The organism is Bradyrhizobium sp. USDA 4011 (assembly GCF_054063415.1).
In genome coordinates this window covers 2,719,958-2,745,894 of sequence record NZ_JBSSGG010000001.1, presented here as the reverse complement: position 1 = coordinate 2,745,894, position 25,937 = coordinate 2,719,958, and the positions used below count along the sequence as shown (strand labels likewise).

Sequence of the window (25,937 nt, the reverse complement as noted above, 5' to 3'; positions counted from 1 at the left end):
CTGATCAGATCGCTGTTGCGGGTCTTGCCGGTTTTGGTGACGGCCTGGTTCTGCGTCACATGCGGCGTCACGCCGATGGCGCGAAGATTGGCGACATGATCGGCGGTATCGTACGCCTTGTCCTCACCGGCGGTGATACGGCGGCCTGCGGCTTTGCGTCTCGCCCTCAGCATGGTCTCCGAAGCCCGGCGTTCGGCGGTGCCATCGGCATGTGTGACCCTGCCGGCCACCGCCAGCCCATGCCGATTCTCCATGGTGACGTGGCCCATATAGCAAAGCCTGGCCTCCCGTCCGGCCGCCTTGCGATAAAGCCTGCTGTCCGGATCGCTGGTGCTCGCATGGGTGTCGTTCTTGCGCTTCTGGCCGTGGAAGTTGGCGCCGTCCTCATCGTCGCCGCTGCCGTCCTTGGGGCGAAAGCTCTTCTGTGAAGCCCAGGCTTCGATCAGCGTTCCATCCACCGAGAAGTGCTCGTCCGACAGCAGCGGTTTGACCTGCGGATGGTTCAGAAGCCTGGTCATGAACTTCGTGAACACATCGCCGTTCTGCAGCCGCTCCCGGTTCTTGGTGAAGGTGGTCGGGTCCCACACCGGATCGTCCGGCGACAGTCCCACGAACCAGCGGTACAAAAGATTGTAGTCCAGTTGCTCCATCAACTGGCGTTCCGAGCGGATGCCGTAGAACACCTGCAGCAGCAAGGCGCTCAACAATTGCTCTGGAGGGATCGAAGGGCGTCCCTCGCTGGCGTAGAGCCTCCCAAGGCTGCGGTTCAAATCACTCAAAACGTCCCGGACAAGTTCCCGAACCTGCCGCAGCGGATGGTTCGCTGGCACACGCTTATCCGGCGCAATGTACGAAAACAGGCCGCCCTGATCCGTAAACCTGCCGCGCATCATCATCTCCACCGAATCGAGATGATAAAGTGAATCATCAAGCCCCCTCCGTGCAGCCAGCTGCGAGCTTTGGATCAGGGTGGCCTGCACGTACCGCAGCAACAGTTTCTGGATGCGGCGTCCTCCCTTACCAGCTCGATTAGCGCGTCAGCTTCGATGCGCGCAAGGCTCTACCGGGAACCTGAACTATGCACCGGTGAGGCGAAACGCGCATGCCGAGGATCAGAGGAATGCCGATGAAATCCTGTATCTCGACGGGCAGGCAGTCTCCGGCTCTGGCGCTCAGCGAGGCCGCGCCATGTTCGAGAAAGTAGGCATGCTTCAATGGCAGATTGCGCTCCTGCAACATCTGTCTCGGTCTCAGTCGCACCTCCTCGCAGAGCTCAACCAGCCGGCAGCGAGATGAGTGTGGGAGACGTCGGATCAGATCGTTGTTCTCGTGGTGCGCGGGCTGAGCTTGATTTCTCTTGCGTGTCGGCTCGAACGACGGTGTCGGACTGAGCGCCGGAACAGCGTTCGCGGGTTCGTTCCTCAACATATTCGTCTCCCGGGGACGGCGATTTACTAAGATGTGGGGTGCGTGCCGGCTGATTCACAGTCGGGCTGAAGGTGAGGAGCCGTCAGGAGAAATCTGACCTGGCCATGAAATCGGGGATCGGCGACCTCGCCTTGGGGCGCTGAGCCATGAATAAAACGAGACCTAGCAGGCTGTTGGAGAAGTCTCTTAACGGCGCGCGATGAACGGGATGTCGTCGCCGTTGGTGAGGCAGATTTCGCCTTCGAGCGTGCCCTCATCCTGCAGTTCGGCCCATCTCTCGCCGCCGGCTGGCTCCATTTCGTCGTTTCCTGCCAGTTGAATTGGACGGCATCACCATCGCAGGAACCATGAATGGAGCCCGTGAGGCAGTTGAAGGCGAACTCGCCGCCGACCTCATCGAACAGTTAGGCGCCTGCCACGGCCATGTCGTAGCCCGGACGTCTCCACGACGCGCCATCGACCCCGGTCGCTCATGCCGGCGCGGCCAGAAGTTTGGGCAGCCGGACCAGATTGTAAGCCGCCAAGGCCAGCGTGAAGGCAGCGTCCACCCGGTCCCGACCTCGTAGCTTCCAGACTGGCGAAGTTCTTGATCCAACCGAACACCTCCTCAATCCGCTTGCGGCAGCGCTGGCTGACCTCGTAGCCGGCGTGGCGGGTGGTGCGAGCATCGACCGCGGTCTTGTGCGGGACGACGGTCTTGCTGAGGTGTCCGTCAATCGCGACATGCGGCGTCACCGATCGCTCTCTCAAGTCGTGCAAGAATTGCGCAACGTCATAGGCCTTGTCCGCACCCAGCGTGATCCGCCGGCCTGCGCGATGGCGACTATCGAGCAATGCCAGCGCCGCCTCTCGTTCGGCAGCGCCGGTGGCCTGGCTGACGATGCAGCCGACCGCCAGACCATGGCGGTTCTCCATCAGTCATGCCCCCATGTAGCAGAGCTTGGCCGGCTGCCCATCCTCCTTCTTGTACAGCCGGGCATAAGACCTCGATATCGATCTGCCGCAAATTCCTTAGCGAGCACGCGTCTAAAAAGTCGGACGGCGAAACAGCCGGTAAGCTCGACCCCAAACCGGTGAGTCCCGCAAAATTGTTGTACGCTAAGAAGCTGGCGCAGGGGAAAGGTCTCATTATCCCCGATGATGCGAGGTCTAACTCGGTCGCGATGTCCGCATGGATTGAAATGAATCGAGGCAAAAAAGCGCCGCAAGCCCAGTCGCAAGACCTTCAACAAACCGGCTGGGTCTACGACCACGCGCATGAACAACGTTGATCGTGAAATTTGGCGGTGAGAAGATCTTGGGTGCGTCGTGGACGGTCGATGGCTTTACGAAGCAATCGTTTAAACCGGGCGGATGGGAGGAGGTTCTGCGTCGTTACTGCCGGCTGCCTGTGCTGCGTGGCATTCAGCGCGCGCCAGTGGATGAGCGGCCGCGTTGAGGGGCAGGGTGAGCGCTGACGCCCTGTTCGTTCGGATAGCGCTTCCATTGCACGTAATCGTAGTTGCCGGACCACCGATAAACTATGCTGTCGCATTGCTCGCATCTGAAGGACTTAGTCGCCGGCCGCGATACTTGGCTGGCCTCGTAGACGGCCATGCAGACCTCACAAACGAACATGATACTGACGCTGCTTTCTGCGCCGGGCACCCTCGTTTTCTTGCAGCTGGTGTCTGTCATCGGGGTCGCCATATTGGGCGGGGCCACAGTCTCTACCGCAGAACAGCAGCCCCTGACCGGGCGGCACGCATGAACAAAGCCAATCCGCACGGCTGCACGATGATCGGACGTAGACGGAGGGGCAGCAACGCCATTCAGTTCTTAACCTTGCTGTTTGAGGTTAATGGGCAACGTTGCGCCGCCCGCGACCCGGGCATCGTTCGACGGACGGTCGACGCCGCCGTCAAGGTCCGGCAAGGGCTCTGAGCCATTTCTTGGGTTTCCAGAGCTGCAACGAACGCTATCCAACGTTTCCATGACTTTGCATCACCGCGATGTCAATAACTGGCATGCCGGAAAAACTGTCGGTGTCATTTTAGGCGGCCCTGCGTCGCCGGCGCGTCGGAATGCCTTGGGATCGCCGGACATTGAGACCAGCCGTGAAGCCCAGGGCGCTGCCGAGTTGTCATCGAAACGCTGTCCGCCATTGGTGCGCATCCGGGGACCCTGGACTAGCTGAGAATAATCGACCGGCATTGGTTGAATTTGGATCGATCGGATGAGACCCTTGCGTGCCCCTCGAGCCGATACCGGATGTCCGAATGTTTGAACGCTTGCCTGTGCTCTTCCATTCCGCAATGTACGCGCTTCGCGGCGGCTTCCTCATTCGGCCGTTGGCCATCGCCATGATCCTGGGCGCAGTGGGCGCAGTGCTCTCGTCGCTGGAGGAAGCAATCCCCGGGATTGGCGCTTGGATTCCGAGCACACTTTTCCCTTCGCACGATGATCCGGGCGTGGCGCAGGTGATCCTCAGCAGCATCGCCACGTCGATCATGACGGTCGTATCGATTGTGTTCGCGATCCTGCTGATGACGCTCACGCTTGCATCGACGCAATTCTCGCCGCGCATCCTGATCAGCTTCGTCAGGGACCGCACCACACAGGGGACGCTCGGCGTATTCCTGGGGACGTTCGGCTACTGCATGGCGGCATTGCCCGCCGCACGCTCATTGCCGCATCCGTTCGTGCCGGTCGCGACCGTGACGGGGGCAATGGTGCTTGCGCTGGTCTGCGTTGGATGGCTTATCTACTTTATCAACCACATCTCCCGCTCGATCAGTGTCAACCACATCGTGGATCGGATTGCGCACGAAACCGAGCTGGTCATCGACGAGTTCATGATTTATCCGCGGGGTCCGTTCGAGTTGCCGGATCGCAGCGAGGCGCCTGCGGCGGAGCACGGTACGCCCATCTTCAGTCGGAAGTCCGGCTATATCCGTTATATCGATATCAATCGCCTTGTCGCCCTTGCGAAAGGCTACCAGATTTGTGTGCATCTGGAACGCCGCGTCGGTCAGTTTGTGCCGGCCGGCGTCCCGCTCATGCGGGTGTCGAAGCCAGAGCGCGTGCCGGCCGGCCGCGCGCTCCATCTGATCGCTGCCTTCGACATCGGGCCGGCACGCACGATGCAGCAGGACGTTGAGTTTGGCATCATCCAGATCGTCGACATTGCGCTGCGCGCAATATCGCCCGCGATCAACGATCCAAGCACGGCCATTAGCTGCGTGGATCAGCTCAGTCGGATCATGATCCTCTGGATTAGCCGTCTACCGCCACCGTCGCACTATTACGCGCCGCCGCACGTATTGCGGCTATTCGTGCCGTGGATCACCTTCGACGGATTGCTCGATACGGCGTTTGAGCAGATCAGGCACTATGCGGTCGCTGACGTGGCGGTCAGCTTGAGGTTACTGCGCGCCTTCGACGATATCGCAAGTACTACCCAGCACGCCGACATGCGAACGAGACTTCTCGAGCGCGCACGGCGCGTAACGGCCGGCTGCGCTGGTCACCTTCCGACCGACGAATTGGCAAGACTCCAGCATCGTCTCGCGACGCTTGAGATTGCGATCGCAGCAAGGACGGAAGGTTAACCGAAAGGCTTCGGCCGGCGGCCGCCCATCTCATAAAGGTTCACGTCAGGACCTCCGATTCTTATTAATTTCCTATATCGTTGTCGTTCCCCGCGTCTCGAAAACATATGCGCGACGTGCTGCGACTAGACGTCCATTGTGCGTGATATCCGTTGCATTTTCCTTCCCGGAACGCTTCTGAGGAGAACGAAAATGTCCTTCGATTATTCACTCGCCGCCGTCGTCGCTGCCGGCCTGCTGTGTTACTTGCTCTATGCCCTGCTGCGGCCTGAGCGATTTTAGCCAAGAGCCTGCGCTCAGATCGGGTTTCGTCAGGCATGCCAGGAAAGTCGCGGCGGGCGCTCATAGCGACCAGACCCATGATCGGTCCGTGGCCTTACACATGCTTTCGTCATCCCCCCGGAGCGTCGGCGAGCACCGGGTACCCGTTCTTGGGTGCGCCATTACCGGCGGCGCCGTCAGCTTTCCGGATCGCTGGACGAGCCAAGCAGTCCAGGCGGGCCACCACGACCCCTCGCATTGCTCCACCGTGCAGACCCATGTCTCGGAATCGATATGACTCCCGTGTGCAGGGCGCTTCGCGATGCGGAACGAGCGGGGCGGCAATCCCAGCCTGCGTTCACCCGTGCCAGCTTCCACGATTTCACAGGCGGCGCCGGCCCCGAGTTGCGAAGGATCAATAGTCGCGCCAGCGCCCCCCATATTGATGGCGCTACTTCCATCGAGCGGATTCGGTCGTGCACCTGAACTCCGACGATCTTCTGGAGGGGAATGCGATTGTTCCAGTTCGGATACCTTCTTCTCGTCCTTCTCGCCGCCCTTCCGCTCGGTCGCACCCTCTTGAGCCGGCAGGCCGGCGGCTCCCCGGCCATGTTCGTGCACCGCCTCTATCGCGACTTGGCCTTCATTGCGGCGGCCGTCCTTGGTCTCATCTGTCTCGAGTCGGTGTTGACCATATCGCTGCAGGACTACTGGTTCGAAGAACTCGGCCAACGCTACCGTTACTGGCTGGCGCTTGGACTTCGCTCGGGGCTCTTCGTCACCGTGGTTTTGTCTGTCGGCATCTTCGTAGGCTATAATTTGCGAGCCATGTGCCGGCCATTGTCCGTGGTGCCAAAGAGTGCGCCATGGTTTGCGGCTTTCGTCCTCGCCGCGTTGGTTGCCTTGAGCACGACGACGCTCTGGGTGCCGCTGTTGGGCTTCCTCGGGGCGACCCCTGCCGGCACTCCTGACCCGGTCTTTGGCAACGACATTTCATTCTATCTGCTGGCGCTGCCCTGGTACGAAGACCTGGTCGGCATTGTCATGATCGCCCTGGTCATCACGATCGTGCTTTGGGCGGCAATCGGCTTCTGGCTGTATCCAAGCTCAGGACGACCGCAGGATTGGTTTGCCGACTACCTCGCGCAGCGCAGCACGCCGTCGCTGCGCATCATCGGCGCCGTTGACGCCGCCCGCACACCAGGCGAGATGATCTGGGGCCGGTGGATACGCCGGGGCCTGACGTTGGGCGCGCTGCTCTGCTTGGCGTCGGGTGTGTCCCGCTTCCTGGATCGGTATTATCTCATCATCGGTGGACATTCGAAGGTCGTTGCCGGGGGCTCGTATGCCGACATCAATTTCTGGATCCCGGCCTACAACGCCGTCGTGGTCGGGTGGCTAACCGCCGCCTTTATTTTGCTGGCGGCAGCCTGCGTCACGCCGGTTCGTATCTGGCTGCTGTCGCGGCCATCGCATTGGGTCGTTCCGTGCGCGCTGTTTGTGGCGCTCTACCTCGGAGCAGCCATCGTTCCGACGGCCGTCGAGCACCTTTATGTTGGGCCGAACCAGATCACCCTCGAGCAGCCCTATCTGGTCAGGAGCATCGCCGGGACCCGGGAAGCCTACAATCTCGATGGCGCGTCGATGCAGGAGCGGGAATTCGCCGTGTCGGCCGCGCCGCTCACGCGCGAGGATCTGGACAAGAGCGGGGCAACGCTGCGAGACGCCCGCATCTGGGACTGGCGAGCGCTCGAACCGCAACTCCAGCAGATTCAGGGCCTGCGGCCGTACTACACTTTCGCCGGTGTCGATATTGACCGCTACATGATCGACGGCGTCGAGCGACAGGTCATGATCACGGCGCGCGAGCTCAACGTGGAAAGGCTCCCCGATCAGGCCAAGGTCTGGGTCAATCTCGCCCTCAAGTATACCCATGGCTACGGAGCGGTTGCCGTTCCCGCCAACGAAATGGACGGCAGGGGGAATCCGCTGCTGTGGGCGCACGACATTCCCATCAAGGCGAAGGGCGATCTTGCCGTGAAGCAGGGGGCGATCTACTACGGCGCCCTTACCCGGGACCGGATCTACGTCCGCACATCGGAGAAGGAATTCGACTTCCCGCAAGGGCAGGCGAATGCCGAGACCGTGTATGAAGGACGGGGCGGAATTCTGTTGTCCAACTTCTGGCGCAAGCTGGTCGTTGCGCACGAGACCGATGGATTGCGGCTCTTCATCTCCGAATATTTCACACCCGAAAGCCGGGTGCTGTTGCGGAGGAACATCGTTGAACGCGTCGAACGCCTCGCGCCGTTCCTCACCTTCGACCGGGATCCCTATATCGTCGTCGACGGCGACCACTATTCGTATATCATCGATGCCTATACCAGCTCGGCCAACTATCCCTACAGCGAGGCCTATAGTGGATCGCTGCCGTCGCTTCATGGGCACAACTACCTGCGCAACTCGGTCAAGGCCGTAATTGACGCCTATAATGGCTCAGTCACGTTCTACGTCTTCGACAATCGTGATCCCATCATCAGGGCCTACCGGAAAATGCTGCCCGGCCTGTTTCGGGACCGCAACGAGATGCCGGAGAATCTCCAGCGTCATATTCGCTATCCCGAGGATTTGTTCACCGTACAGGCCGAAATGTACGGCACCTATCACATGACCAATCCAACGACCTTCTACAACCGCGAGGATCGGTGGGAGGTGCCGCACGAGCTCTATCGCGATCGCGAGATTGAGGTCAGGCCTTATTATGTCATCGCGCAGCTTCCGAATACAAAACAGCCGGAGTTCCTGCTGATGCTGCCGTTGGCCGTGGCGGGGAAAAACCAGATGGCAGGATGGCTCGCTGGGCTTTGCGATGGCGAGAACTACGGCAAGATGGTTGCGTTTCGCTTTCCGAAGGGAACGTTCATCGACGGTCCGGCCCAGGTTGAATCGCGGATCAATTCAGACAGCCGGTTCTCCGGAGATCTGACACTCTGGGACCAGCACGGCTCCGAGGTGATCCGGGGCAATCTGATCGTGCTGCCGCTCAATGGCAACCAGCTCATCGCCATCGAACCGGTCTACATCGAGGCCGAGCAGACCAAGATTCCGACGCTCGCGCGCATTGTGCTGGCCCAGCTGTTGCCCGACGATCGCAAGATCGAGTGGGCCAAAAGCCTCAAGGAAGTGGAGGATCTGCTGGTCGGGGCGTCGGTTCGGCTTGAAACTTCATCCGCTGACACGGAAACGGACAACAGAATCGATCGCGCGCGCATCGTGTTTCAGGAAATGCAGCGTCAATATGCATCGGGCAACTACGCCAAATATGGAGAGCTGCTGCAGGAGCTCGAAAAGCTTCTGATGGCCCGGTAGGCGCGCCTTTGCAACGCCAGGGGCCGCATCAAGCGTCGGCTCTTTCGCTGTGATCGGTGCCTCTTCCGGATTATGCTTGCAACCAAATTTGATCGACCTATGGAAAGCCAGAATGCTGTTCCTGGAAATCATTGTCGTCCTGGCGCTGTTCATGCTGAATGGGGTCTTTGCGATGGCGGAGTTTGCCATCGTGTCTTCGCGTCGTTCACGCTTGGCGCACCTGTTGCAGGAGGGACGACTGGGAGCGCAGGCCGCGCTCGCTCTCATTGACGATCCGGCGCGCATGCTGGCGGCCGTTCAAATCGGCTTTACCACCAGCGCGATACTCGCAGGAATTTTCAGCGGCGCCACGCTGGCCGAAAGGCTGGAGGAGGCGCTGCTGGTCGTCCCTCGTCTGGAACCCTATGCGAAGCCGCTTTCTATCGTCCTCACGACGCTCGGCGCGACTTACGCCGCGCTCATCGTCGGGGAATTGGCTCCCAAGCATATCGCCTTGAGCAATCCGGAAGCGATTGCGATCCGCGTCGCCCAGCCGCTCTCGTGGGTGGCGAGGACGGCGGCGCCGCTGGTCTGGCTGCTTAACGGGTCGACCCGCCTTCTTCTGCGTGTGCTGCCTTTGCGTCCATAGCTCAAACGCGCCTTGACCGAGGATGACATCCACTACCTCGTTGCGGAGGGCGCCAGATTGGGCGTGATCCACGCCGTCGAACGCGACATGATCGAGGGTGTTCTCGATCTGGCCGACAGTTCGGTCCGAATGATCATGACCCCGCGGCCGCATGTGCAATGGGTGGACCTCGACGGTCCCAGAGAGCAGGTCCTGAGTAGAATCCGCTCTTGCCCACATGCTCAGATTTTGGTCTGCCGCGGGTCGATCGACGAGGTCATCGGAATTGTGCGCAAGCAGGACCTGGCCGACCATTTTCTGGATGGACGGTCGCCAGACGTGGAACAGGAGACGCGGCCTCCTCTGATCGTGCACGAATCGACAACCGTTCTTCGAACGCTCGATCGTTTCCGAAAAACGCCAGTTCACACCGCCATCGTCGTTGATGAGTTCGGAGCGCTTCAAGGCATCGTCACCCGAACCGATTTGCTGGAGGCCATTGCCGGCCACTTGCCCAAGATTGACCCCCCAGCAAGGCCAAAGGTCACGCAGCGCGAGGACGGCTCATACCTGATCGATGCCTTCGTCCCGTTCTCCGATGTGATGCAGCTGATCGGAATGGCCGAGCCGCCCTCCGGCGACTACGTGACACTGGCCGGTTTCGTTCTCTCTCAACTGCATGAATTGCCGAAGCCGGGAGACCACGTTGTCTGTCACGGCTGGCGCTTCGAGGTGGTCGATACGGACGGCAAACGCATCGACATGATCTTGGTGCAGCGTCAGTCCGATGAGACGTCCGCTGTTAAAGGATAATCTGCAGCACACGAGGCGGAAGGTTGGCACTGCCGGCGTTGGTGCCGTCCCGCAATGACCGCCGACAAACCGGCTGTGTTACGATCTGCCCTTTATGACTCGCTTATGAATGGCGACGGCCCCGTCATCTCGATTTCATATGCCCCCAGGCACATCTTCTGCGCGTTCGCCTCTTCAGCCGTATGGGCCGCAAGGTCGAAGATGACGATGTCGCATTTCTTGTCGGGTAAGCCTCACATGTTTGACCAAGATTCGATCCCTGCGCGGAAATGGGCTTCAAATTTGCCCGTTTCACATGGAGCTGGGCATTCTGTTCTGACGCTCGATGATGAGACAACGGATGACGTTGCTGACATCTACAACGATGCCGGTGACGACTATGTGGCTTATGCCGATGGCGATCCGTCGCGACTATTTGCCTTTGACGGGATGCACGGATACGCGGATCGCTGCGTTTGGGCCGTATCGGAAAAGAAGCTGACCGACCTGCGGGCCTCGGGCGCAAGCTCGGTCAGGCTGCTCGATGCGGGTTGCGGACCCGGGACATGGCTGCGTCGACTGGTCACACGCGCATATGCGCTCGGTTTCAGCAGCATTGCCGCGCGCGGATTCGACATCGCACAGGCGCAAATCCAACGGGCGCGGTTGGCGGCCCGAAATCTTTCCAGCCTTCCTGGAGTGACTCTCACGTTCGACGTCGCAGACCTGGCCGACCGGTTGCCGGAATCCGATGCGTCCGTCGATCTGACGCTCTGCCTGTATAGCGCTCTCAGCCATCTACCTGTGGCACGCCTGCCGGATATCTCGAAAGAGATCGCCCGCGTCACATCGGGTTATTTCATAACGACGGTGCGTCCGATTGGCAACATGCCAACGGCTTTTGTAGACTCGATCGAGAAAGTCCACCGATTGAAACAAGATCATGCCAGGGACCGGTGCGAAATCGACCTCAGCGACGGTAGGCAGATTGCGTTCAGCTTTCACCAATTTACGGCAGCCGAGTTACGGAACCATTTCGCCGGCTATTTCGACATCGAAGATGTACGCGGCATCGACCTTTTTCACAGTCGATTCATGCCGGATTCCCGGTGGAACCCTCTCTCTCCGACCGGCGACAGTCGGCTTGCCGATGAACTCGAGCGGCTTGAGAAGGCGTATGCCTCACGCACGGAGTTCATGGATCGCGCCACCCATCTGCTGCTCGTGGCGCGCAGCCGGTGGGCACAACGGCCCACCGGCCGTGTCGTTGGTCCGGCCTAGCGCCAGCGACTTTTGTCTGAATCCTCTTTGAACCAAACCAACTCACGAGACGGCGAGGGTTCTTCGCAGCCGCGTGATCGCTTCGGGCAGACCGCGCACCCTCATGATCCTGCCGGTGGCGTCGTAGTCCTCGGAGAGCACATACGCATGCTCATACACGTCGCTGAGCAGCCCCTGCTTCGCGTAGGGCAGCACCAGCTGGTCCTCCACCATCGCAGATTCAAAGAACGCGATGATCGTCTCGCGCAGTGCAGCGACATCCTTGGGCGACACCGCAGAAAGCAGGATCGCGTTCGGGTGCTTTGCGCGGAGTGCGACGCGATCCGCCTCGCTCATGCGATCGATCTTGTTGAAGAGCAGGCGCGACGGGACGGCCTCCGCGCCGATTTCGCGCAGCACGCCGCGGCTCACCTCGAGCTGCGATTCGTAGGCCGGATCGGACGCGTCAACGACGAACAGCAGCAGCGACGCTTCGAGCGCTTCGGCGAGCGTGGAACGGAATGACGCCACGAGATCGTGCGGCAGTTTCTTGATGAACCCGACGGTGTCCGAGACCAGCACGCGCGGGTTCGTCTCGGGCTGCAGGGCCCGCACCGTCGTATCGAGCGTCGCGAACAGCTTGTCCGCGACCAGCACCTCGCTGCCCGTGAGCGCTCGCATGAGCGACGACTTCCCCGCATTGGTGTAGCCGACGAGGGCGACCCGAAGCTGATCGCGACGTGCGGACCGACGCTGGTCGCTGTCTCGCTGGATATTGTCCAGTTGTTCTTTTAGTTCCGCGAGGCGATCGCGGATCTTGCGGCGGTCGAGTTCGAGATCGGACTCGCCTGAGCCGGGCCCCTGCTGCCGTCCGCTGCCCGGCGCTTCCCGCAAGCGCGGCGACACGTACTTCAATCGCGCGATCTCGACCTGAACCTTTGCCTCACGACTGTACGCGTGACGATGGAAAATCTCTACGATCACGCCGGTCCGATCGAGCACCTGCGCGCCGGTCGCGCGCTCCAGGTTGCGGGCTTGGCCTGGCGATATTTCATGATCGACGATCACGAACTCCGGCTTCGGCTGCGCCTCAAAATCAGGCTCCGGCTGCCTGGCGTTCGGCTTCTTGCCGTCGGAGTCCTGGAAGCGCTCCCGGGCCTTCGACTTCCGCGGTACTGCCATCGATCCGACGACTCCCGTGCCGCCGGTGATTGCCGCGACCTCCTCAAGTCGACCCTTGCCGAGCACCGTCGCGCCGTCGATTTCGTCGCGCTTTTGCGATACCGTGCCGACGACTTCGTAGCCGAGCGTATTCACCAGATGGCCCAGTTCTTCGATGCTTGCGGCGTGCGCGACGTCATCGACGCCCGGAAGCTGGATGCCGACCAGGATCGCGCGCGGAACGGGCGGTTTGGTTTCTACGATGCGGCGCTCGCCGGCAGCGTGGCACGCTTCTGTTTTTGCCATTGACATTCTCCTACCTGGCGACAGGCCGATCCATCTGCCAAAGTTCCACATCACGGCGGTCGACGAGACGCGCCGCGGAGTTGATGGCGGAGCCATCATCGACACAATCGATTTGAACAACCCCGACGGGACAGTCTTGTAACCCAATGACATATGCGCGATAGATCGGCATCCTGGGCCTCCAGATAGCGTGAACGCATCCTTGGTGATTTGGATCGGGGTCTTGATGCATGACGACGAATGAGCCGGCGACGCGATCGTGACGAGGACCGGTTGTCGGAAGCGCTTGCGATCAAGCGCTCACGATCCCGCAGATTGATCCAGGCCGTGCTTCTCTCGCCATCTCGGCCCGCGGCCCCGCATATGTGCGCTTCCGGGCGGTATCGCACCGCCGTCATTCCCCAGAAAGAACTGGAATATCGCCAAAGCTGCTCTTCGAACCAGGCTCTTCGGATCTCCGGCAAGGGCAGGGTGAATCATCTTCTGTCTCCATCGCCACCATGGGCGAATGTTGGTTTGGAAGATGAACGCGAAGGCATGTGAATTCGAGGGGGATTGGGGTGTCCTTTCATAAGAGCGGAATAAGAGCCGGCCAAATGCGAGGAGCCAGGGAGACAGGAGGCCCCTGGTGCCGACCACGTGCTGACTGGTGCAGTCACGCAACCATCCCCAGTGACGCGGAAATCTCCGAATTCAACCTACCTCGGTCCTCGATTCCTATGTTGTCCTTATATTGGGGAGTCGATGCTCTATCGAATTCGTGCGTTGACTGGTCAACGGTATGGCCCCCCGCTATTCTGATGTCGACGGCGGCATTACGGACGTCTGAAAACGCCGTTGGAGTCCTTATGTACTCGTTCGTGGCCGATCAGGTCCTTGGGATCAACGGTCTGATCAACCTGTCAAACATCGTGTTCCTTGTGGCGTTCTCGGCGCGGGGCGTCCTTCGCTTCGTGTCCTGGCGATCGTAGGAGAGGGGCTGACCTTGCCTTATTACTATTTCCAGGACGATAACTTATGGCCGCCGATTTTCTAGGGCGCAGCGTTCATGGTGGTCAACGCGATTCGCGTCGTGGCGATATTCCTGGAGCGGCGGCCGGTCGTTCTCAGCGATAGGGAAGAACGGCTCTACCAAGTCGCGATCAGCTCGATCGACAAACGGGAAGTTTTGAGGTTGGTCAGCATTGCCCGGAGGACCGACTGCTCACAAGGGGAGGTTATCCTCAAAAAAGGGGCAGCACATGTCCGAAGCCATCGTCGTTATTGCCGGAGAGCTCGAAGCCATTCTCGGCAACAACACCAGAATGGCGCTTCGGCCCGGTCAGCTAATAGGGGATGTGAGCGCCTACGGCGGCTGGGCCATTCCGGTGGACGTCGACCCCGGCCCCGGAATGCTTGCAAGCTGGGATCTCGAGCATGTGAGAGAATTCACCGCGATCAGACCAGAACTCCGCGCCAACCTCCTGCGGATTGTGAGCGCGGACCTTGCTGCCAAATTGCGCGACGTCACCACCGCCGGTCCGGGCCTCGCTGCGGAAAGACTTGCGTCGAAGTGACCTAGACGGCGTAGGCGGGCGCATCCCGTGTCGTGCGGCGATCTTATGCAGCTCCTATAAGCAGAGAGTTGCAGCGCTCTCGAAACTATATCCCTTCCGGCAGATATTGGCCGAGAGAGTTGCGCAAAGATCACGGTTTGCCCGGTGGGCGAGACCGAACGAAAACAGGTAATGTCATGTCCTCTCCTCAGGTTGCCGCTGGCGATAGAATTATTGATCCGATGATCGCACTCGCGGGCTGCTCAACGCGGCATCGCATTGTGGTCGCCGGCTCAAAGAGCATGGAATTGATGCTGCAGTTGCACCGGCGAGGGTATTTGCTGGCGGCTGCGACTGGCAACTGCGGTCGTGCAGCTGGTCAATACGATGTTGCCCTGGTGGATTGGCGCCGCCGCACGCTTCACGAGCTTGAGTCGACGTTGGACTGGCTCGTGAAGTTCCTCCGCCCGAATGCTGTGCTGGTGGTCTGGGTTGACGCTCAGAAATCGGCAGCGAGTGAGAGCCTACGGGTCGCGGTGGCGAAACGCGGCTTTGTTGTCATGCAGGACACAATGCATGAATGCGGTTGTGCTCTGTCGGCGCGGCGATTGCAGACGTATCCAGTCCAAAAGGCGGCATAGCGCGCTGCCGGAATAGCTGGCTCATCGAAAGGAAATCACAATGGCCAGGCCGAAAGTACGACGTGACATCATTCGCGAGTGGATGTCACTTGCGCGGCAGAAGCGGCAATCCGGCGAGCAGGCACTGGCCTTTGCAGAGGCCGTGGTCCAACGGCACAGCCTGCCACGCAGCCGGCGAACGCCGCGCCAGGTGGCGATGGAATGGCTGCGGCCGCGCCGACCGGAATCGACCGATTATATTCCGGAGTCACGAACAACAACGCGTCGACCGCACTCACCGCGTCCTTGAATGCGCGCGCAACGGGCGGATAGTCGGCATCATAATCGTAGCTGTAGAGAGGAAGGTCTTTGGGCGATATTTCCATGAATTCCAGGCTCGGAGGCGTCAGCTTCGTGAGCGCCCGTGCGAGCTTGCGGTTGATCGACTTCGTAGCAAGGCTTCCGACGAAGTATCCCACTTTGTAGCTGGTCATCGGATCGTTCGACAGGCCCCAAGGAAGCCAACTCGACAGTCCTTTCCAATTGGTCGGATCGTCGCGAATCCGACGACGGCCACGTTCACAAGCAAAACCCATTATTGGAGCGGCGCAGGGCCAACATTGTCCGCCAATGCGAACGCACTCCTGAGCACTCGCGTCCGCAGTCCGGAGCTATGGCTACGTCGGCGAGCCAGCACGTTTGGCTTGTCCGACGTACTCCCTCTTGATTCTGAATCGCCGTGTAACCTATTGATCCAATTGGAGATGAAAACGGCGCGAAATTCAGAATAGTTATTGATATATCTGAAGATACCGCCTGATTTTGATTCCGCCGTACTGAGTTTCCGGCAAAGGTGGTCCGCGAACCGGTCCGCGAGAAAAGGCGCCCGCCTACTAAGCAATTGAACTCATTGGTGGGCCCGGCAGGACTCGAACCTGCAACCAGACCGTTATGAGCGCTCGGCTTGCAGGTACGGTCGCCGCCACGTGCAATATAGTTGGGTCGGCAACGCTCCTTGCATTTCTCCGTGGGGGCGACAAAGGCTATTTGCTGGGGCATCCCAAGGGGAGGGCGATTGATCGATAATCTTTGCTCGCCAATGGAGTCAGTTCTTAGACTGATAAGGTTTCTAACAAAACCTTACCAGTTGTCGTCGGGCCGCTTGTGGCGCGAAGCGGCCGTTGAGGAATAGATGTTGAGCTTTCCAGAAGACGGTCCGCTTGAAGCGGAAGCGACGCAGATATCGTCAGCCCGACGTCAATAACGGGCCGCGGACCTGATCCGCCAATCACGTCCGATAGCGCACGTTTAGCTTGTTGCATTGACGCGTTTCTTTCACGCGAACCGGTGCCCGCTTCGCTCGTAACCGCTATGGTCGGTCTACAAGATTGTATCCTGCATCATTGCCTGAGCGTCTCGGCGAGAACACTCGCAATGGCGCTGGTGCCACGCTCGACCGATCAGCATCAGCGCCTGGGCATCATTGGTGAGTTCGCGGACCGGAACGTAGGCGAGCCGGCCCGCCCCGGCGTTCAAACTCGATGTCGAACGGAGTGAGGAAGGTGATGCCGTTGTCCAGGATTGCGGCGTGCCTCATGATCTCGATCGAATTTGTCTCGATGATCGGCCGGAGATCCAGCGTGGCCCTGGTGAAAGCGGCGTCGAGGTAGGGGCGTATCGCGCTACTGGTGTCAGCAATGATAATCGGATAGTCGACGCAGTCGTTGGGGCGAATACTGGCGCGTTTCGCCAATGGATTCCGGCGCTGCTTGAGCCCCTCTTGTATTTAACTCCGCCGTAACGGCTGGACCGGCTTCTGTCGTTACGCGACGGCTCTGACGCGCACATAACCGCCGGGGGCGTCCTCGATTACGGGCAGGTTGCCCCCACCGGGCCGGCGCGCCGGAACCCGCACATCATCCAGGCGGGTCATCCAGGCGTCCCAGACAGGCCACCAGGAGCCCTGATGGCTGATTGCGTCGGAAAACCATTGGTCGGGATCGGCCGGCAACTCGTCATTGGTCCAGTGGCCGTACTTGCTTCCCGGCGCACTGATGACACCCGCCATGTGCCCTGATGCCGACAATACGAATTTGACTGGACCCGAGTACAGCCGCGTGGCCGCGTAGGTTGATTTCCAGGGTGCGATATGGTCCTCGCGCGTCGACAGGATGAAGCTCGGGATATTGATCCCGGACAGGTCGATCGGCATGCCAGCGAGCACAATGCCACCAGGCCTGGCCAGAAGATTTTCGAGATACATCTTCCTTAAGTAGAACGAGTGCATGGCCGCCGGCATCCGCGTCGAGTCCGAATTCCAGAACAGGAGGTCGAACGGAAGGTGCTCCTTGCCGAGCAGATAGTTGTTGACGACGAAGGACCAGATCAGGTCGTTTGCACGCAACATGTTGAACGACGTTGCCATGTCATGGGCTTCGAGATATCCGCGCTCGCGCATGCGCCATTCCAGGGAGGCGAGTTGCTCCTTGTCGATAAAGACCGCCATGTCGCCGACCTCGGAGAAATCCACCAGCGTCACGAAATAGGTCGCGCTTGCGATGCGGTCGTCATCATTCGCCGCAAGGTAGGCAGCCGTCGAGGCGAGCAGGGTGCCACCTAGGCAGTAGCCGACCGCGTTGACCTGCCGCTCGCCAGTGGCTCTCTGGACCGCATCCAAAGCCGCCACGGGACCCTCGAGCATGTAGTCTTCGAATCCCTTTCCGGCGAGCTTCTCGTCCGGATTGACCCATGAGATCACGTAATACGGTATGGCCCTGGTCGACCGCCCACTTGATCAGCGAGTTCTTCGGCTGGAGGTCGAGAACGTAGAACTTGTTTATCCACGGCGGAATGATGAGGAGCGGCCGCTTCCGAACGTCGGCCGTCGAGGGAGTGTACTGGATCAGCTGCATCAGGTTGTTCTGGAAGACGACCTTTCCGGGCGTCGTCGCGATGTTTTCGCCGAGCCGGAAGGCCTTCATATCGGTCATCGTGATCGACAGGCGGCCGTCGCCGCGATCGAGATCGGAAAGCAGGTTCTCCAGCCCGCGGAGCAGGTTCTGTCCCCCGGTATTCAGCGTGGCCTCGAGGACCTCAGGGTTGGTTGCGACGAAGTTCGAGGGAGAAATGGCGTCGACGAACTGACGCGTGTAGAAATCGACCTTGCGAGCCGAGCCTTCATCCATGCCCTTGACGTCCCTGACGGTCGAAAGGATCGACTTGGCGGCGACGAGATAGCTCTCCTTGACGTAGTTGAAGACCGCATTCTCGGTCCAATCCGGGTGTTTGAATCGCTTGTCCGACGGCTTTTCGGGTTCGGAAGGACGCGTTGTCCATATGCGCTCTGCGGTCTTCTGCCAAAGCGCAACGCTCTCGTTGAAGAGGTCGATCTGGGCCTTGGCGGCCGGGGTAGGGTCGGACATCACGTTCGTCATGAGGTCGATGAAGTCGAATCCGAGCGTCGAGGTGTCTCCCATGCCGATCCTGGTGGCGTGGGTCTGGCTCGCGGCAAAGCGCTGCATGAGCGATTGGCTCTGCTTCGCTATCGCGTGCAATTGGCCTGCGATGACGAGGGGGTCCCAAGTCGGTGGTTGTGTCGATCGATCTGCCATGGCTCCCTCCCTTGGGCGTTTTTCGAAAGACTAACACCGTGGAAATCTAAGACAACGAGGCAATCAGGATCCATCGATCGCAATATGCTCTCCTGGGCGGCGCGCCATTGTCTGCGCGGATCGGGATTTGCGTCGCACGAAGGAGACGAACGAGTGGAGCACTTACGCCGCCGCTCTCCAGGGAAAGGCCTAGCGCGCGAGGCGGCTGGGCATTCTGTCTCCCTGCCGTGGTCGAGCGCGTCTCCAAGCCATCTGGTCTGAATAAAGGTATGAAAATCCGGCGACCGCGCCTGACATCTTTCTCCAATGAGCCAAACCTCGCCCCGCACGCGGGGCGAGGTGGTGAGGCTCAGGTGCCCTCGAATTTGAACGATACGTTGAGCTTGGCGCGATAGGCTTCTACTTTTCCCTTTTCATCCAGTTGCATATCGAGTTTGACGACCTCGGCAACGCGGAGATCTCGCAGAGATTTTGCAGCTTGCTCGACCGCATTGGTGGCGGCCGTTTCCCAGGAGTCGTTGCTGGTACCGATCAGCTCTATGACCTTGTAGACGCTCTCAGGCATGTCGTCCTCCCGTTCAGTGTGAAGCAAGGAGCAGGTGCACCCTGCCGCTGTGAGCCTAGCATCAAGATATCGGCGACGATACGACCTACATAACTTCACGGACGTCGTCCGGAGCGAGAAGGCGCGGACAGCGGCCTGCCGAGAACGTCCGATCAACTTCCGTGCGAGGCGTCGATCGTGCCTGACGCCAGTGGCACACCGGATGTTCTCGTCTCTCTCGGAGGCGCAATATGATGAAGTCTCTGAGTGCGTCGATATCGCACGGGTTGCGCAGTATTTTTCAGGTTTGCAGAGCTGCCTTTGCAGGATCACTATAGTCGTCGTACGCGCTACCGGTAGCTTGGGATACCGCGAGCGAATTTCTCTCGCCAGCCCGCCGCCGTCGATGGTCGCTGAAGACGAGATCGATCCTTGCCGGCCTAAGGCCATGTAGCGACTGCAAGCGTCACATTTGCATGTGAGCGTTTCTACTGAGTACCTCCGATGTCGTGGGATTCTCGTTGGGCGGAATGATCGCGCAACAGCTCGCCTTCGAATATCCGGATATGGTTAGGCGCATCACCGGCCCGCGGGGCGGTGAGGGCATGACTTTCACCGAGCTTTCGGTCGACGAGTAGCCAATCCCGAGAAGTTGCTGATGTTTGCGTTCTTCACGCCGAGCGGGACAAGCCAGGCAGCGGGTCACGCCTAACTCGAACGCTTGAAACGGCGCAAGGCCGACCGCGACGAACCCGTCTCCCGTGAGGCTCGCGCAATTGGATGCCATCCGCGAGTGGGGAGCGATCCCCGTGCAAGATCGCTTTGCAATGCTCGGCGGGATCTACCAGCCGGTGCTGATTGTTCAGGGCAAGAAGGACGTCGTGGTCATGCCGATCAACGCTTTTCTTCTCGCCGAACACCTGCCCAACGCGCAACTGGCCATGTATCCGGACGCCAGCCGCGGGCTCAGTCGCAACACAGGGAGATTTTTCACGAGCACGCGCGGATGTTTCTGAACGGGTGAGGCGAGGCGCGCAGCACGATCCACGCTGCGTCAGAGACCCTGACCAATAGGACTGCGCGAGGGACGTGTCGGCGGGCGACCATCAAATTGGCAGTTCAAGCTTGGGACTAAAGGTTTGAATTTCAATTCATCGCTCTGCAAAGCGCTGGCTTGCTTGACAAGGTTAGTGCATTCTATTTAGGAACCCACGACGCAGGAATGGTCCCGGAGAGGACGCGTTGGGAGGAGGAAAGCATGGCTGAGCTTCATGCGTCCAATTCGTTCGTGCGCCTGGTCGGGGGCGATCTCGTTTCGTCGCGGATTACCAACACCGACGCGATGCGGATCGAAGTTTTGCGTCGGGTCTCCCGGCCCAAGATGGAATGGCACTTCCGGCAGCCCGAGGTCACGCTGTTCTGGTTTCGGCAGGGCGCCGAGAATCTCCACGGCACGATCGACGGATGCAACGTCGCCCATCGTTTCAACGGAAATATCAATCTCGCACTGTTTCCGGCGGGCATGGAGATCCGGGGTGAATGGAGCGTCGGTCCTTCGCTCGACTATGTCGTCGTGTTCCTCGATCCGGAGTTCGTGCAAGGCCGGCTGAAGACCGATATCGATCGCCCGCTGGTCGGCTTTGCGCATGAACAGCTGACGCGAGGCCTCGAAGAACTTTGCCGGGAAACGCTGGCCCCCGACAATGTGTTTGGTCTGTTTGCCGAAGGATGGGGCACACAGGCCCTGGCGCATCTGGCGAGGGTTACGCGAACGATCGGTGCGGGCAAGGTCGCATCAAGTGGAGGATTGAGTACGCGGGTGTTGCGTCTGCTAGACGAATATATCAGGGCGCGTCTCGCGGAGCCAATCACGCTCGAGGATTTGTGCGGCATTGCCGGGCTCAGCAAGCGACATTTCCTCCGATCCTTCCAAGTGAGCATGGGGACGACCCCGCATCGCTACCTCCTGGGCCTGCGCATTGAGGATGCGAAACGCCGTCTGGCAGGTTCGGACGATGATCTTACCCGTATCGCTTCGGCGTCCGGCTTCAGCCATTCACAGCACTTCTCCACCACATTCCGGCGCGCGGCCGGGATGACCCCCTCGGCATTTCGGCGCAGTCGGCTGTCCTAAAGCACCAGGTAGATTGCGGCACTTTTTAGCAAAAGCTGGCGCTCCGACGGAAGTATCGCATCACGCGTCCCCCTAAAGCTCAAGCGTGGCAGCCCATCCAAGGAAGGTGGGCGCCGGCCGGAGACGAGCTGCGGGAGGGCTCTGATGAAGTATACAGGCGTTTTGGCGGCGGCAATCCTATCTGTGCTCGGCGCTGCAGCGCAGATGGCGCGCGCCGAAGATCTGCCGCCCCTGAAGATCGGCCTCATGCTGCCCTACAAAGGGGTCTATGCCGTTCCGAGCGAGGGAATAGATCGAGGCTTCCAGGTCGCGCTCGCCGAATACGGAAACAGCGTCGCCGGCCGGCGCATCGACATCATACGTGCCGACGACGAACTGACGCCGAATGTCGGCGTTCAGCAATTCAACCGGCTGGTTCAACTCGAGAAGGTCGATCTGGTGGCGGGAGTGATCAGCTCCAGCGTCGGCATCGCGGTTTCGGGATTGGCCGACAAAGCCAAGGAGCCACTCGTTCTCGTCAACGCCTTTGCCGACGAAATCACGGCGAAATTTTGCAGTCCTTACGTTGCCCGCACCTCGTTCAGCGCGAATGGTTTCCAGTACAACTCCGGCAAATACTGGGCCAGTCACGGCATTCGTACAGCGGTGATTATGGGGCCAGATTACTCGGCGGGCCATTCCTTCCTGGATGCCTTCAAGCGTGGCTTCGAGGAGGCCGGCGGCAAGGTCGTCCAAAAGATTTGGACACCGTTCCAGAAGACGAAAGATTGGGGCGCGGCACTCACCCAGGCGAGCAATTCGGGCGCGCAAATCATCTATTCGTTTTACGCGGGTGCCGAAGCCGTCCAGTTGGTCAAGCAGCACGCCGACTTCGGACTCCGCGAGAAGCTCCCGTTGGTCGGCGACCATTGGATATATGACCAGCTCAACCGGTCGGCTCTCGGCGATCTCATCGTAGGCCCGGAGTTCATTACGACGTATCTGTCGACAGCCACGACCGAGGCGAACGAAAAGTTCGTCGCTAGGTACCGCGAGATGTTCAAGCAGGATCCGGAAGTCAACGCCGAACTCGGCTACGACAACGGAAAAGCGGTCATGCTTACCCTTGAGAAGCTGGGCGGCAGGATGCCGGCGGACAAATCCCAGTTCATCACGACCATGCGAAGCCTGGTCTTCGGCTCACCGCGCGGAAAGCTGCGGTTCAATGCGACCAACAGTGCCCTGCTCGAAAAAATCTACGTCGTGAAGATCAAGAAGGATCCCGCCGGCAATCTCCTTCCGACCTATGTGGACGAGTTTGCCGGTGCCGAAGATTTGCCCGGATGCACGAAGTCATTCTGACCGGATTCCATAAGAGCACAGTCCGATGCAGGTATTCCTCACACAAGTACTGAACGGTCTGCAGCTCAGTATGCTCGTGTACCTCCTGGCCGCAGGCCTAACCTTAATCTTCGGCCTGATGAACATCCTTAACCTCGCGCACGGGGCATTCTTCACGCTGGGAGCCTATTGCGGCGTCGTTGTCGCGGGCCTCACAGGCTCGTTCTGGCTTGCGTTGCTGCTCGGGCCCCTGCTGCCGCTTCTGTTGGGCGCCTTCCTGCAGTCGATGGTGCTGCAGCCGCTTGCCGAACGTGGCCGGTCCACTCATCTTGACCTCGCTTTGCTGACGTTCGGCCTGCTGTTTGCGACGGCTGGCGCCGTCGAATGGCTGTTCGGATCCGCATTCCTCGCGGTACTGACGCCGGCGATACTGACCGGCCATCTCCATCTGCTCGGCATATCCTATCCGGTGTACCGGCTCTTCATTATCGGTGTCGGACTGGCGGTCGCCACCGGCTTGACCTTCGTCTTCGACCGAACACTGCTCGGGGCGACGCTGCGCGCGGGTGTGGACGATCGCGCAATGGTGACGGCGCTCGGCGTAAACATTAATGCCCTGTTCGCTGTGGTCTTTGGGCTCGGGGCAGCGCTGGCGGGCTTGGCCGGCGTCATCGCCGCTCCGCTCACGAGCGTTTATTCGCAAATGGGCATCACCATCGTGGTCGAGACGTTCGTGGTGGTGGTGGTCGGCGGCCTGGGCAATCTGAGAGGCTCCTTCTATGCGTCGCTGATTGTTGGGATGACGAACGCCATGTCGCAGGCCTATCTGCCCGAGGTCGAGATGTTCGCCATCTATCTGCTTCTGATCGGGGTCATGATCGTCCGGCCGCAGGGCATGTTCCGCACGGTGGAGCGCGTGGCATGAGCGACGAGGCCATGATCGTGCGAGCGGCGGCGCGGCACAGGATCTCCCCTGCGCTCCAGGTCCGGCGTGCGACGTTCGCACTTGCCGCTTTCACCATCCTGGGAGCATTAGCGCTGCCCTGGCTATCAGCCTCCTACGCCACGACGCTTGCGGTCGAAATCATGATCGCGGGTATCTTCGCCTCGGGCATAAATCTGCTCGTCGGCACGACCGGGCTCGTCTCCTTGGGACAGGGAATGTTTCTGGGTCTCGGCGGTTACGGGATCGGAATCGGGTCGACGGTGCTGGGTCTGCCTTTATGGCTGTCGGTGCCCGCGACGCTCGCTTTGGTCGCGATGCTGGCAGCCGCGATCGGCGCTGTCTGCACGCGGACCCGCGGCGTCGAGTTTCTGCTGATTACGCTTGCGTTCTCGCAGATGTTCTATGGTGCCGCGATCAAGCTCCGGTTGACGAACGGTTCCGATGGTATGTCGGGCATACCGCGGCCCGATCTCGGTTTTCTCGGTCTGAACGCCGACAGTCCGGTTGTTTTCTACTACTACGTTCTGATCGTCACCATTCTTGCCGTCGCCGCCATCTGGCGGATTGTCGACTCGCCTTTCGGCAGCGTCCTAGCCGCGATCCGAGAGAGCGAACGACGCGCGGCGGCCATGGGTTACGCGGTTGGCAGCTACAAGGTCGGCGCGTTCATCGTGGCAGCCGTGACGTGCGCCATCGCCGGCATCGTTCAGGCCCAATACACCTATTTCATCAATCCGGACTCGATGAGCTGGCAATTGAGCGGCGAGGGCGTCCTGATGGTCATCATCGGTAGCACCACGACGGTGGCCGGCCCTCTGGTCGGGGCGGCCGTCTTCGTCCTCGCCAAGCAAGGACTGAGCGTCCTGACCACCGAATATATGATGTTCTTCGGCATTTTCTTCATGCTGGTGGTCGCATTCTTTCGCAACGGTGTGGTCGAGGCGTTCAAGTCGGCCGTCCGGAGCAAGCCATGAGCGCGCTCGAAGTCCGAAAACTGTGCAAAGCCTTTGGCGGTCTGAACGTCATATCGGACCTTAACCTGACGGTGCCGCCCGGTCAGCGCCGCGCCGTCATCGGTCCGAACGGTGCCGGAAAGACAACCTTCCTCAACTTGGTCACCGGGTGGCTGATTCCGACCAGCGGCGATGTGCTGGTCGACGGACGAGCCGTCGCAACCAATCCGGAGAAAGTAACCCACTCTGGAATTGCGCGCTCGTTCCAGCGCAACATGCTGATGGAAGATCTTACGGTTATGGAGAATCTGAGGGTCGCCTGCCAGGCCTTTGATACGTGCCGCCGCGTGTTCTGGCGCTCGAAGCGAGAGTTTACCGACCTGATCGAGAAGGCTCGGCGGGCAGCGGAGCGCATGCACCTGACGGATACCCTTCAGGTTCCGGCCAAGCATCTTTCCTACGGTCAAAAGCGGCAGCTCGAGGTGGCGCTGGCGCTCTGCGCCGATCCGAAGATCCTCCTCATGGACGAACCCGCGGCGGGAACCTCGCCGCAAGAGCGAGCGCAGCTTATCGATCTGATCAACAAGCTTCCGAAAGATCTTACGATCGTGCTTGTCGAGCACGACATGGATGTCGTGTTCTCGACCTGCGACATCATTACCGTCCTGAGCTACGGTAAGGTGCTCGCCACCGGGACGCGCCGTGAAATCCAAGAGGATCGGACGGTGATCGAAGCTTATCTGGGGCACCGTCATGCTCGCGGTTGAAGACCTGCACGCCTATTACGGCGACAGCCATGTGGTGCAAGGCATTTCGCTTGCCGTAGGGGCGCACGAATGCGTGGCGCTTCTCGGCCGCAATGGAGCGGGGAAGAGCACGACCCTCAAGGCCATTGTCGGCCTGGTCCCATCGCGCAAAGGCAAGGTCGTCTTCGGCGATCGCCAGATCGAGCGTTTGCCGACCTATCGGATCGCGCGGACAGGCATCGCTTATGTGCCGGAAGATCGCGGCATCTTTCCATCGGTCACCGTTGACGAACACCTTGGCATCGCGATGAAGGCGTCGCGCGGCCGTCCGTCGAGAAAGACGGCCGACTACGCCTACGAGCTTTTTCCTCGCCTTGCCGAGCGGCGCCGCAGCCTCGGCGGGCAGCTTTCCGGTGGTGAGCAACAGATGCTGGCGATTGGACGCGCACTCCTTTGCGGTCCTGATCTCCTCATCCTGGACGAGCCGAGCGAGGGGTTGGCGCCGGTGATTGTCGACCATCTTGGCGACGTTCTCGAACGCATTAGAGACGAAGGGACGCCCATTCTGCTGGTCGAGCAAAACTATCAGCTCGCGGCACGGCTCGCTCACAGGGCCTACGTTCTCAGTCAGGGGGGCGTCCAATTTGCGGGGACGATGTCGGCGTTGGATTCCGACGAAGCCGCGCGCCGCACGTATCTAAGCATCTGACCATGCGAGGCAGTCATTCCGTTTGAAGCGAAAAGGAGAGAATCT

At 60.1% G+C, this 25,937-nt stretch carries 20 protein-coding genes and 4 pseudogenes; 16 read left to right on the top strand and 8 right to left on the bottom strand.

What is annotated here, in order from left to right:
* Nucleotides 1–11: 11 nt before the first annotated feature.
* Together ACVW1C_RS12840 and ACVW1C_RS12835 are read right to left on the bottom strand one after the other, a co-directional pair.
* Nucleotides 12–890 (bottom strand): annotated as a pseudogene (locus ACVW1C_RS12840) (IS5 family transposase); the annotation flags it as partial.
* A 1,008-nt stretch (nucleotides 891–1,898) separates the two neighbouring features.
* Nucleotides 1,899–2,406, bottom strand: a pseudogene (locus tag ACVW1C_RS12835) (transposase); the annotation flags it as partial.
* A 768-nt stretch (nucleotides 2,407–3,174) separates the two neighbouring features.
* Here ACVW1C_RS12835 and ACVW1C_RS12830 point away from each other — a divergent pair.
* The 7 genes from ACVW1C_RS12830 (at nucleotide 3,175) to ACVW1C_RS12800 (ending at nucleotide 11,328) form a co-directional block, all read left to right on the top strand.
* Complete coding sequence (locus tag ACVW1C_RS12830; protein WP_456758730.1) at nucleotides 3,175–3,351, top strand: hypothetical protein; 177 nt, start codon at nucleotides 3,175–3,177, stop codon at nucleotides 3,349–3,351.
* Between the two features lie 335 nt (nucleotides 3,352–3,686).
* Entirely contained in the window at nucleotides 3,687–5,018 is a 1,332-nt protein-coding gene (locus ACVW1C_RS12825; RefSeq protein WP_456758729.1) for a DUF2254 domain-containing protein, read from the top strand.
* Nucleotides 5,019–5,210: 192 nt separating this feature from the next.
* The gene (locus ACVW1C_RS12820; RefSeq protein WP_456758728.1) at nucleotides 5,211–5,300 is read left to right on the top strand and encodes a K(+)-transporting ATPase subunit F; all 90 of its coding nucleotides are present in this window, start codon (nucleotides 5,211–5,213) and stop codon (nucleotides 5,298–5,300) included.
* 489 nt (nucleotides 5,301–5,789) lie between these two features.
* A complete protein-coding gene (locus ACVW1C_RS12815; protein WP_456758727.1) occupies nucleotides 5,790–8,648 on the top strand; it encodes a UPF0182 family protein in 2,859 nt (952 codons plus the stop codon).
* A 112-nt stretch (nucleotides 8,649–8,760) separates the two neighbouring features.
* Nucleotides 8,761–9,276: a CNNM domain-containing protein gene (locus ACVW1C_RS12810; protein WP_456758726.1), complete on the top strand. Its 516-nt coding sequence runs from the start codon at nucleotides 8,761–8,763 to the stop codon at nucleotides 9,274–9,276.
* A 12-nt stretch (nucleotides 9,277–9,288) separates the two neighbouring features.
* Nucleotides 9,289–10,068: a hemolysin family protein gene (locus tag ACVW1C_RS12805; RefSeq protein WP_456758725.1), complete on the top strand. Its 780-nt coding sequence runs from the start codon at nucleotides 9,289–9,291 to the stop codon at nucleotides 10,066–10,068.
* A 54-nt stretch (nucleotides 10,069–10,122) separates the two neighbouring features.
* A complete protein-coding gene (locus ACVW1C_RS12800; RefSeq protein WP_456758724.1) occupies nucleotides 10,123–11,328 on the top strand; it encodes a class I SAM-dependent methyltransferase in 1,206 nt (401 codons plus the stop codon).
* 42 nt (nucleotides 11,329–11,370) lie between these two features.
* Here ACVW1C_RS12800 and hflX read toward each other — a convergent pair whose 3' ends face one another.
* Entirely contained in the window at nucleotides 11,371–12,774 is a 1,404-nt protein-coding gene (hflX, locus tag ACVW1C_RS12795) for a GTPase HflX (protein WP_456758723.1), read from the bottom strand.
* A gap of 1,241 nt (nucleotides 12,775–14,015) precedes the next feature.
* Here hflX and ACVW1C_RS12790 point away from each other — a divergent pair.
* Nucleotides 14,016–14,330: a hypothetical protein gene (locus ACVW1C_RS12790; protein ID WP_456758722.1), complete on the top strand. Its 315-nt coding sequence runs from the start codon at nucleotides 14,016–14,018 to the stop codon at nucleotides 14,328–14,330.
* Between the two features lie 176 nt (nucleotides 14,331–14,506).
* Nucleotides 14,507–14,950 (top strand): hypothetical protein, encoded by a 444-nt coding sequence (locus tag ACVW1C_RS12785; protein ID WP_456758721.1) that lies wholly within the window; start codon nucleotides 14,507–14,509, stop codon nucleotides 14,948–14,950.
* Nucleotides 14,951–15,150: 200 nt separating this feature from the next.
* Here the strand turns inward: ACVW1C_RS12785 and ACVW1C_RS12780 are convergent.
* The 5 genes and pseudogenes from ACVW1C_RS12780 to ACVW1C_RS12760 form a co-directional block, all read right to left on the bottom strand.
* Nucleotides 15,151–15,423: pseudogene (locus ACVW1C_RS12780) on the bottom strand (NADPH-dependent FMN reductase); the annotation flags it as partial.
* Between the two features lie 986 nt (nucleotides 15,424–16,409).
* On the bottom strand, nucleotides 16,410–16,682 hold the full coding sequence (locus ACVW1C_RS12775) for a LysR substrate-binding domain-containing protein (protein WP_456758720.1): 273 nt from the start codon (nucleotides 16,680–16,682) through the stop codon (nucleotides 16,410–16,412).
* Between the two features lie 69 nt (nucleotides 16,683–16,751).
* A complete protein-coding gene (locus tag ACVW1C_RS12770; protein WP_456758719.1) occupies nucleotides 16,752–17,687 on the bottom strand; it encodes a PHA/PHB synthase family protein in 936 nt (311 codons plus the stop codon).
* 85 nt (nucleotides 17,688–17,772) lie between these two features.
* Nucleotides 17,773–18,351, bottom strand: a pseudogene (locus ACVW1C_RS12765) (class I poly(R)-hydroxyalkanoic acid synthase); the annotation flags it as partial.
* Between the two features lie 538 nt (nucleotides 18,352–18,889).
* Nucleotides 18,890–19,105, bottom strand: a complete 216-nt coding sequence (locus ACVW1C_RS12760; RefSeq protein WP_456758718.1) for a dodecin family protein — start codon at nucleotides 19,103–19,105, stop codon at nucleotides 18,890–18,892.
* 755 nt (nucleotides 19,106–19,860) lie between these two features.
* On the opposite strand from ACVW1C_RS12760, the gene ACVW1C_RS12755 reads away from it, so the two are divergent.
* The 7 genes from ACVW1C_RS12755 (at nucleotide 19,861) to ACVW1C_RS12725 (ending at nucleotide 25,892) form a co-directional block, all read left to right on the top strand.
* Complete coding sequence (locus tag ACVW1C_RS12755; protein ID WP_456758717.1) at nucleotides 19,861–20,100, top strand: alpha/beta fold hydrolase; 240 nt, start codon at nucleotides 19,861–19,863, stop codon at nucleotides 20,098–20,100.
* Between the two features lie 242 nt (nucleotides 20,101–20,342).
* Nucleotides 20,343–21,218, top strand: a complete 876-nt coding sequence (locus ACVW1C_RS12750; protein ID WP_456758716.1) for a helix-turn-helix domain-containing protein — start codon at nucleotides 20,343–20,345, stop codon at nucleotides 21,216–21,218.
* 144 nt (nucleotides 21,219–21,362) lie between these two features.
* Nucleotides 21,363–22,559: an ABC transporter substrate-binding protein gene (locus ACVW1C_RS12745; RefSeq protein WP_456758715.1), complete on the top strand. Its 1,197-nt coding sequence runs from the start codon at nucleotides 21,363–21,365 to the stop codon at nucleotides 22,557–22,559.
* A gap of 25 nt (nucleotides 22,560–22,584) precedes the next feature.
* Complete coding sequence (locus ACVW1C_RS12740) at nucleotides 22,585–23,463, top strand: branched-chain amino acid ABC transporter permease (protein WP_456758714.1); 879 nt, start codon at nucleotides 22,585–22,587, stop codon at nucleotides 23,461–23,463.
* Nucleotides 23,460–24,458 (top strand): branched-chain amino acid ABC transporter permease, encoded by a 999-nt coding sequence (locus tag ACVW1C_RS12735; protein ID WP_456758713.1) that lies wholly within the window; start codon nucleotides 23,460–23,462, stop codon nucleotides 24,456–24,458. Before ACVW1C_RS12740 ends, ACVW1C_RS12735 begins: the two co-directional genes overlap by 4 nt.
* A complete protein-coding gene (locus ACVW1C_RS12730) occupies nucleotides 24,455–25,204 on the top strand; it encodes an ABC transporter ATP-binding protein (RefSeq protein ID WP_456758712.1) in 750 nt (249 codons plus the stop codon). The genes ACVW1C_RS12735 and ACVW1C_RS12730 overlap by 4 nt, the downstream gene beginning before the upstream one ends.
* On the top strand, nucleotides 25,191–25,892 hold the full coding sequence (locus ACVW1C_RS12725) for an ABC transporter ATP-binding protein (RefSeq protein WP_456758711.1): 702 nt from the start codon (nucleotides 25,191–25,193) through the stop codon (nucleotides 25,890–25,892). The genes ACVW1C_RS12730 and ACVW1C_RS12725 overlap by 14 nt, the downstream gene beginning before the upstream one ends.
* Nucleotides 25,893–25,937: the final 45 nt, after the last annotated feature.